Origin of the sequence: Marinifilum sp. N1E240 (genome assembly GCF_009295825.1) — a bacterium.
Lineage (GTDB): Bacteria > Bacteroidota > Bacteroidia > Bacteroidales > Marinifilaceae > Marinifilum_A > Marinifilum_A sediminis.
Genome location: NZ_WHKF01000013.1, coordinates 51,321 through 59,292, shown reverse-complemented (window position 1 = coordinate 59,292; position 7,972 = coordinate 51,321). Strand labels below are relative to the sequence as shown.

General features: G+C 36.6%; 9 protein-coding genes. 3 read left to right on the top strand and 6 right to left on the bottom strand.

Annotation, left to right across the window (positions count from 1 at the left end):
- Positions 1–146 precede the first annotated feature (146 nt).
- The 5 genes from GCQ56_RS18960 to GCQ56_RS18940 form a co-directional block, all read right to left on the bottom strand.
- The gene (locus tag GCQ56_RS18960; RefSeq protein WP_152736112.1) at positions 147–605 is read right to left on the bottom strand and encodes a ferritin family protein; all 459 of its coding nucleotides are present in this window, start codon (positions 603–605) and stop codon (positions 147–149) included.
- Between the two features lie 101 nt (positions 606–706).
- Entirely contained in the window at positions 707–2,209 is a 1,503-nt protein-coding gene (gene gltA, locus GCQ56_RS18955) for an NADPH-dependent glutamate synthase (protein ID WP_152736111.1), read from the bottom strand.
- A 26-nt stretch (positions 2,210–2,235) separates the two neighbouring features.
- Positions 2,236–3,054, bottom strand: coding sequence for a sulfide/dihydroorotate dehydrogenase-like FAD/NAD-binding protein (locus tag GCQ56_RS18950; RefSeq protein ID WP_152736110.1), 819 nt, complete (start codon positions 3,052–3,054; stop codon positions 2,236–2,238).
- A gap of 335 nt (positions 3,055–3,389) precedes the next feature.
- Positions 3,390–4,541 carry an iron-containing alcohol dehydrogenase gene (locus GCQ56_RS18945; protein WP_152736109.1) on the bottom strand — a complete coding sequence of 384 codons (1,152 nt, stop codon included), beginning with the start codon at positions 4,539–4,541 and terminating at the stop codon, positions 3,390–3,392.
- A 241-nt stretch (positions 4,542–4,782) separates the two neighbouring features.
- Entirely contained in the window at positions 4,783–5,622 is an 840-nt protein-coding gene (locus tag GCQ56_RS18940) for an AraC family transcriptional regulator (protein ID WP_152736108.1), read from the bottom strand.
- A gap of 131 nt (positions 5,623–5,753) precedes the next feature.
- On the opposite strand from GCQ56_RS18940, the gene GCQ56_RS18935 reads away from it, so the two are divergent.
- From GCQ56_RS18935 to GCQ56_RS18925, 3 genes are all read left to right on the top strand, one after another.
- Positions 5,754–6,089 carry a TraR/DksA C4-type zinc finger protein gene (locus GCQ56_RS18935; RefSeq protein WP_152736107.1) on the top strand — a complete coding sequence of 112 codons (336 nt, stop codon included), beginning with the start codon at positions 5,754–5,756 and terminating at the stop codon, positions 6,087–6,089.
- A 47-nt stretch (positions 6,090–6,136) separates the two neighbouring features.
- On the top strand, positions 6,137–6,340 hold the full coding sequence (locus tag GCQ56_RS18930; RefSeq protein ID WP_152736106.1) for a PLDc N-terminal domain-containing protein: 204 nt from the start codon (positions 6,137–6,139) through the stop codon (positions 6,338–6,340).
- Between the two features lie 198 nt (positions 6,341–6,538).
- Positions 6,539–6,874, top strand: a complete 336-nt coding sequence (locus tag GCQ56_RS18925; RefSeq protein ID WP_152736105.1) for a translation initiation factor — start codon at positions 6,539–6,541, stop codon at positions 6,872–6,874.
- Positions 6,875–6,984: 110 nt separating this feature from the next.
- On the opposite strand, the gene GCQ56_RS18920 is transcribed toward GCQ56_RS18925, so the two are convergent.
- Positions 6,985–7,932, bottom strand: a complete 948-nt coding sequence (locus tag GCQ56_RS18920; protein ID WP_152736104.1) for a phosphoribosylaminoimidazolesuccinocarboxamide synthase — start codon at positions 7,930–7,932, stop codon at positions 6,985–6,987.
- Between the last annotated feature and the right edge of the window lie 40 nt (positions 7,933–7,972).

Here is a 7,972-nt window from a genome sequence, read left to right as displayed (position 1 = left end):
AAATGGACGATGCCAATCAAAAACTGGGGGATAATACTCAATCAGTTTTTGACTATCTTTGAAGAAAGGGTCAGGCTAAACGCCTAACCCTCTAAATTTCATTTACACACTTTGTGAGATAGTGTCTTTTTATTTCTTATCGAATTTTAATTCTCTGTCAAGATGTTGCTATCATACTCAACTTCGAATCTCAATTTGTGTTTTGCTTCTTCGTTAGCCAACATCATAAATAAATCTTTTGATGCAGCATCGTTAGCAGCAGCAGCTAAGTCCATATACAATTTAAAAGCAGCTTTCTCCTTTTTCATTGCAATAGTTAAAGCTTCCTGGTAAGTGATATTTGTTTTCTCCGTATCAACTTCAACCAAATAATCACCAATTTTTAAATCGGCAACTTTCTCAGTCGACATGCTGTACTGCTTACCGTTCTTGATTGCTTCCAATTTGGTTCTGTGTCCGATTTCTTCCAAAGCATATTGTTCGAAAGTATCTTTCATTTCCTGATGTTTCATCTTTCCAGCAAGAGCTGTATAGAACTCAGCAGCCATTTTCTCTTCGTTAATGGCAAAATCTAAAATATCGTCAAGTGAATTAAATTCCTTCATATCTTTATTCAATTTTAAAGTATAGCATAAATAAGTTTCAAGTATCAAGCCTCAAGTTACAAATATCTCTTGAAGCTTACCACTTTTAGCTTGCAGCTAAATTATTGTTCCACTTTTTGAGACAAATACTTCTCTCTTAAATATACATCCATATTGGCTGCAGCCTTACGACCATCACCCATAGCAAGGATTACTGTAGCACCACCACGAACGATGTCACCACCTGCAAATACCTCTGGAATTGAAGATTGCATCTTGTCTTTTACAACTTCAATAGTTCCCCATTTAGATACTTCCAATCCTTCAACTGAATTTGGAATCAATGGATTTGGAGATACACCTACAGCTACAACTACAACAGTTGCATCAATATTGTATTCCGATCCTTCCATTGGAATAGGTCTTCTACGTCCAGAAGCATCAGGCTCACCCAATTCCATTTTCTGAACTCTAACCTGCTTTACACGACCATTTTCATCAGCAATGTATTCGATAGGATTTGTTAAAGTTAAAAACTCAACACCTTCTTGTTTCGCGTGATGAACCTCTTCAACACGTGCAGGCATTTCCTCTTCAGAACGACGATAAACAATCATTGCTCTTTCAGCACCCAAACGCTTGGCAGTACGTACCGAGTCCATAGCAGTATTACCACCACCAACTACAACTACGTTTTTACCACGAAGAACAGGAGTATCTGAATCTTCAGCATCAGCACCCATTAGGTTCACACGAGTTAAATATTCATTTGATGAAAGGATACCATTGGCATTTTCACCAGGAATGTTCATGAATCTTGGTAAACCAGCACCAGAACCTACGTAAAATGATTTGTATCCTTGCTCTTTTAAGTCTTCCAATGAAGCAGTTTGTCCAACAATAAAGTTGGTGATAAACTTCACTCCCATTTGGCGAAGGTTGTCAATCTCAACATCAACAACAGCATTTGGCAAACGGAATTCAGGAATACCATATTTTAATACACCACCAATTTCGTGAAGCGCTTCGAATACAGTTACATCGTAACCCAACTTAGCCATATCTCCTGCAAATGACAATCCTGAAGGACCAGAACCGATAACAGCAACTTTTACACCATTGTTTTCAGCACATTCTGGTACAGCAATCTCTCCTGATTCTCTTTCCCAGTCAGCAGCGAAACGCTCCAGGTGACCAATTGCAACCGATGGTTGATTTAATTTCTCTACATAAAAACACTTCTGCTCACACTGCACTTCCTGTGGACAAACGCGACCACAAACAGCTGGCAATGCAGATGTTTCTTTCAATACAGAAGCAGCTTTTCCAAACTCTTCCTTCTCAATGTATTTGATAAACTTAGGGATGTTAATGCTTACCGGGCAACCTTCCATACAGGTTGGGTTTACACAATCCATACAACGAGTAGCTTCAAGTATCGCTTGCTCCTTAGTTAAACCCTGATTTACTTCAACTCTTTGCGATTTGATACGCTCGTTAGCATCCATTTCAGACATCTCAACTCTTTCAAGAGTCATACGATCTTTCGCCTTTGTCTTCTTTTGAAGCTCAACGCGCCACTCTTTTTTACGTTCGTTTTTGATATATTCTTCAGACCTTTCCATTGTCCTGTGTTTGTCTAGTTTAATAATTATTCGTGAAAATGATCTAATTTATCCTGCTCTTCGCTCTTGTATCCGCCCAATCTCGACATCATTTCGTCGAAATCAATTTTATGCGCGTCGAATTCAGGACCATCAACACAAGTGAACTTGGTTTTTCCATCAACAGTAACACGGCAAGCACCGCACATTCCTGTTCCGTCAACCATGATACTATTCAAACTAGCCATTGTTGGAATTTCGTGCTTCTTTGTTACCAAAGAACAGAACTTCATCATCACTGCTGGTCCGATAGTAATACACTCGTCAATTTTTTCACGTTGAATTACTTCTTCCATTCCTTCTGTAATCAAACCTTTTTTTCCATATGAACCATCATCAGTCATGATAATCAATTCATCAGAGTGCTTACGCATCTCATCTTCAAGAATCAAAAGCTCTTTATTACGTGCTGCAATAATAGTGATCACTTTATTACCAGCTTTCTTATATCCTTCAACAATAGGCAAAAGTGGTGCAACACCTACTCCACCACCACAACAAAGTACAGTTCCAACATTGTGAATTTCGGTTGGTTTCCCTAGAGGTCCAACCAAATCAGTTACATCGTCACCAACTTCAAGAGCACATAACTTCTTCGAAGAAACCCCCATTTTCTGAACGATCATGGTAATGGTTCCTTTTTTAACATCCGCACCTGCGATTGTCAAAGGAATACGCTCTCCTTTTTCGCCAACTCTTACGATTACAAAGTTACCCGGCTTGCGAGCTTTGGCTATTAAAGGAGCCTCGACTACAATTTTTACGACTTTTTCTGAAAAATTTTCTTTTTCAACGATCTTGTTCATTACGTTTTTTAATAAATGAATGAAAAAAACAGAATAAAAACTGATTGATTTGGATATGGAACATGCTTATTCGCAATCGTTTCCATATCTGAACATCAGCACTTGTTTCTATTCCAAATGTAAAAAGAAGTGGCATACCTACCTACAACTAAAAAGCTATTTTTAAACAGCTTTTTATTTTAGGATGAATCTAAATAAACCCTTAGTTTCCACGCGATTCAGCTTTATTGGGCATGCAACCTGAATTGTGCATGTAAAATATACTATTACAGCTAATTATGCAAAAATAAAGGGGAGTTATTACAACTCCCCTACAGTCCTTTTACATCGATTTCTTACAAATCAATAGAAGTTCCATTGTAACAAGCTTGATAAATCGCTTTAATTTCTTCAAACTTAGGTTTCCTAGGATTGAAAAGCGTACAAGGATCATCCATTGCATTCTGTGTTAACGTATCCAGTTTCGCATCCCACTCTTCCTGGCTGATACCATATTCTTTGATAGAACCCACAACACCTACTGAAGAACGTAGAGCCTCAATCTCTTGCGCAAAATCTTCAGCAGTTGATTTCCCAAACAGTGTTGCTAAATCATCATACTTATCTGTTACTTTGGAGTTGAAACGAGTTACATTTGGCATTAGGATCGCATTACCACATCCGTGAGGAGTACCGAACGTACCACCAATTTGGTGAGACATGGAGTGAACAATTCCTAACCATACGTTTGTAAATGCCATACCTGCCATACATGATGCATCGTGCATTGCCTGACGAGCTTCTTTGTTGTTCGGCTCTGTGTGTGCTTTTTGTAGATTCTCAAATACCAATTCGATAGCTCCTTTTGCCAAGGCATCGTTATAACGATCAGCAATGTTTGAAACGTAAGCTTCAACACCATGACTCAATGCATCTAATCCTGTATTAGCAGTTACATGCGCTGGCATACTTTCACAAAGCTCACCATCAACAATTGCTACATCAGGAGTTAACTCGTGCGAAACAATTGGGTATTTGGTTCCTTTTTCTCTATCGGTAATTACAGAAAGACCTGTGATTTCAGTACCTGTTCCACTGGTTGAAGGAATTGCTACAAAATATGCTTTGTTACGCATTGGCTTAACTGCAAATGGAGCTGCCAATTCTTCAAGTGTCGAATCTGGATACTCATAATATACCCACATTGCTTTTGCCGCATCAATAGCCGAACAACCACCTAAACCAACAATTACATCTGGTTGTTCCTGAGTAAAAAACTCAGCACCTTTTATTACGGTATCAATTGATGGATCTGCTTCAACTCCTGAAAATACAACAGTTGACATTCCTGCTTCTTTTAAATAGTTCTCTGTTCTTCCAAGCGATCCATTTGCTTTTACCGAGTTACCACCAATAACGATAACTGCTTTTGTTCCTTTTAATCCTTTTAAATTTTCAAGACTTCCTAGTCCGTGAAAAACTTCCTTTGGTACAATAAACTTTGCCATAACTTTTATTTACTATTTGGTTTTTTATCAATTTGAATCAAAAGTTCATCCGTTTGCTTTATCCAAAGCAGAATGCTTGTTAATGATTACGCTTACAAAAGTATGGCAAGTCTCTCCCAGTATGCTTACTGAAAAAGCTCATTTGATTATTAAAAAAGGTCAATCTGGATTTGCAATGATATATCATCTACATAAAACTCACCAAAACACCCATAAATAAAGAGATATAATGGAAATAGAATTATTTTACAATTTCCGTTGGACTGATTCCAAACTTATTTTTAAAAGCAATACTAAAGTTAGGAAGGTTCGAATAACCGAAATCCAAATAGATATCCGAAGCCGTTACACCTCCTTTTTGTAACAACTCTTTTGCTCTCTGAAGTCTTTTATCTTGAAGCCATTTTCCTGGTGATACATTATACTCTGCAATAAAATTACGTTTGAATGTTGACAAACTCATATTGCACAAGAAGGCAATCTCTTCCAGTTTTAAGTTCGAATACACATTACTTTCAATGATTTTTTTAAAAGGAGAAATCTCTTTAGATATTAATGAATGAAGGTAAAATTCAAATTTTCGACCGTATTTTGCAATCAAGTACAGCATGATCTCTTCAAACTTGATCGAAAGTAAATTTGCATTGAATTTTGCTGGCATTACCCTCATTTGGGAAAGTGCACTCAGATAAGAAGCAATATAATCGTCATTCTCAATCACAAAGAATGGTATTTCATCTTTAAGACTCTCTTGTTTCTCTGTATACTTTTCCAGGAATGTTTTCAATCTGCTTTCAGAAAAAAAAAGTAGCTTACAATAATAGATGTCATCATTATCTAGCAACTCCGTCCACAACCAATTCCCTTGTCTTATCAATAAAGATTGTTCCTTATTCACCATTACCGATGCATCTGCAAAGTGAACCTGCTTTTTGCCCACCTGCAAAAAACTAAACATGTTCATGCTCAAATTCACCTTACTCTTCACAACGTCGCTGGTCATCTTAAAATCGTAGACAAACAAATCCTGTACATGCTCATCCTTTTTAAGGTATATTTCGGGTATATTTTCTACTGACATTGGTCTCTTCTTAGAAAGTACGAATAGGTTTCTCCCTGCAAAAATAATTCATTTTCTCATAAGCCATGGATATTATTTTACAATCTACAATTTCTATTATCTTTGATAGACCCGAAAATAAGAAACATAAAATGATACAAGACGAAAAACTAACTATTGAAACGCAAATAAAAGAAAAGATTGAGAAGCTGGAAGCTGAAATCATCACTCTAAAAGATTTGACCCAACCTATTTCTCCCGATTGCGCAATTGGTAGAGTTAGTAGAATGGATGCCATTAACAACAAGAGTGTTAATGAGGCTGCTCTGCGTAAAAAGCAAGTTCAACTTACCGCCTTAAAAGAGACCTTAAAAAATATCGATAATCCTGATTTTGGAAAGTGCATTAAATGTGGTGCTACCATTCCATTAGGAAGAATAATGATAATGCCAGAAAGTAAAAAGTGTGTGCGTTGTGCGAGTAGATAAGGATTTCTTTTATTTTTGTCGATTATAATTTATAAGAACACTCTGATATGATACTTTCCATACTATTTGATATTTGGCTACTAACCAAAATCGTAGCCATTATTCTACCAATTATTGCAATTGTTGATATACTAAAAAGAAAATTATTGGGAATTGATAAGCTCGTTTGGATACTATTGGTAGCCTTTATTCCTGTTATAGGTTCCATTATCTATTTTTACGATCGAATAAGATCCAGAAATAGAAAATAGGTATATTTGCGCGTTGAAGTTACAAAGTTCGAAACTTCTTAGGTTTTCCAGAAATTGTTAAACTGTTTCCTTTGCGATTTGTTTTTTGGAATTTGAATTTTTTCAATTTACCTTTTTACTTGGAGCTTGGAGCTTGGAGCTTGGAGCTTGGAGCTTTAATACATTAAACTTATTACTTTAAACTTTATCCTTTTTATCATGGCTAAAAAGAAAAAAAATATCGTGTATTCCACGAACCCTGATTACAATTACGAATACGATGATGAGTCAGTAGAAGAAACCTTGGCTCCCAATCAACAAACCTTAAAAGTACTGCTTGATAAGAAACAGCGCAAGGGAAAAGTAGTGACTCTTATCGAAGGATTTGTTGGAAGTTCTGATGATTTAAAAGAATTAGGAAAAATGTTAAAATCGAAATGCGGTGGCGGCGGATCTGCTAAAGATGGAGAAATCTTAATCCAGGGCGATCATCGTGATAAAATCATGGATCTTTTAAAATCGGAAGGCTACAAGGTGAAGCGTGTTGGTGGATGATTTTATTTTACACCGTACAGATGCACGGTCGTGCGTCTCTGCGCCATACAATATAACAAACCCCGAAATCCAAAAGATTTCGGGGTTTTCTTATATCTAGATTTGATATACTATATCTCTTTTAAACAAGCTTCGATATTCTTCTCGATTCTTGTTTTTACACTTGTAGCTTCAGCTTTAATAAATTTTTCGCCAATAATCTGCTCGTACAACTCAATGTAACGCTCAGAAATTTGGTTTACTCTTTCCTCGTTCATTTCAGGAATAGCTTGTCCTTCTTTTCCCTGAAAACCATTCTCCATTAACCACTCACGAACAAACTCTTTCGACAACTGCTTTTGTTGCTCATTGTTTGCCAATCGCTCCTCGTAACCTTCTGAGTAGAAATAACGAGATGAATCTGGTGTATGAATTTCATCAATCAGGTAAATTTTACCATCCTTCTTTCCAAACTCATATTTTGTATCAACCAAAATCAAATCTTTTTCAGCAGCAATTTCAGTACCACGAGCAAATAATGCTTGCGTATACTCTTCAAGTGCTTCATAATCTTCTTTTGTTACGATACCCTGCTTCAAAATCTCTTCTCTTGAAATATCCTCATCATGACCTTCCAACGCTTTTGTTGTAGGTGTAATAATTGGCTTCTCAAACTTTTGATTCTCTTTCATTCCCTCTGGCATTGGAACGCCACAAAGCATTCTTTTTCCAGCCTTGTACTCTCTCCATGCATGACCAGTTAAATAACCTCTGATCACCATTTCAACCATGAATGGTTCAGCCAAATGTCCAACTGTTACCATTGGATCCGGAGTAGCGATTTTCCAGTTAGGAACAATATCTGCAGTAGCATCCAAAAAGCGTTCTGCAATTTGGTTCAATACCTGTCCTTTAAAAGGAATCCCTTCAGGTAAAACAACATCGAATGCTGAAATACGGTCCGAAACGACCATTGCAAGATATTCATCGTTAATATTATAAACGTCTCTTACCTTACCTTTGTAAACATTCTTTTGATTCGGAAAATTAAAATCTGTTTTTACGATTGCTTCTTTCATTGTTCCAAAAAATTCAAATAATTTATAAAATGGTTTATTT

Bases quoted from the DNA above. Each gene is read 5' to 3' on its own strand.
- GCQ56_RS18925 (WP_152736105.1), top strand. From the start codon at position 6,539: ATGGCTAAAAAGAAAAAAAATATCGTGTATTCCACGAACCCTGATTAC.
- GCQ56_RS18960 (WP_152736112.1), bottom strand. From the start codon at position 605: ATGAAGGAATTTAATTCACTTGACGATATTTTAGATTTTGCCATTAAC.
- GCQ56_RS18930 (WP_152736106.1), top strand. From the start codon at position 6,137: ATGATACTTTCCATACTATTTGATATTTGGCTACTAACCAAAATCGTA.
- GCQ56_RS18945 (WP_152736109.1), bottom strand. From the start codon at position 4,541: ATGGCAAAGTTTATTGTACCAAAGGAAGTTTTTCACGGACTAGGAAGT.
- GCQ56_RS18940 (WP_152736108.1), bottom strand. From the start codon at position 5,622: ATGTCAGTAGAAAATATACCCGAAATATACCTTAAAAAGGATGAGCAT.
- gltA (WP_152736111.1), bottom strand. From the start codon at position 2,209: ATGGAAAGGTCTGAAGAATATATCAAAAACGAACGTAAAAAAGAGTGG.
- GCQ56_RS18935 (WP_152736107.1), top strand. From the start codon at position 5,754: ATGATACAAGACGAAAAACTAACTATTGAAACGCAAATAAAAGAAAAG.
- GCQ56_RS18950 (WP_152736110.1), bottom strand. From the start codon at position 3,054: ATGAACAAGATCGTTGAAAAAGAAAATTTTTCAGAAAAAGTCGTAAAA.
- GCQ56_RS18920 (WP_152736104.1), bottom strand. From the start codon at position 7,932: ATGAAAGAAGCAATCGTAAAAACAGATTTTAATTTTCCGAATCAAAAG.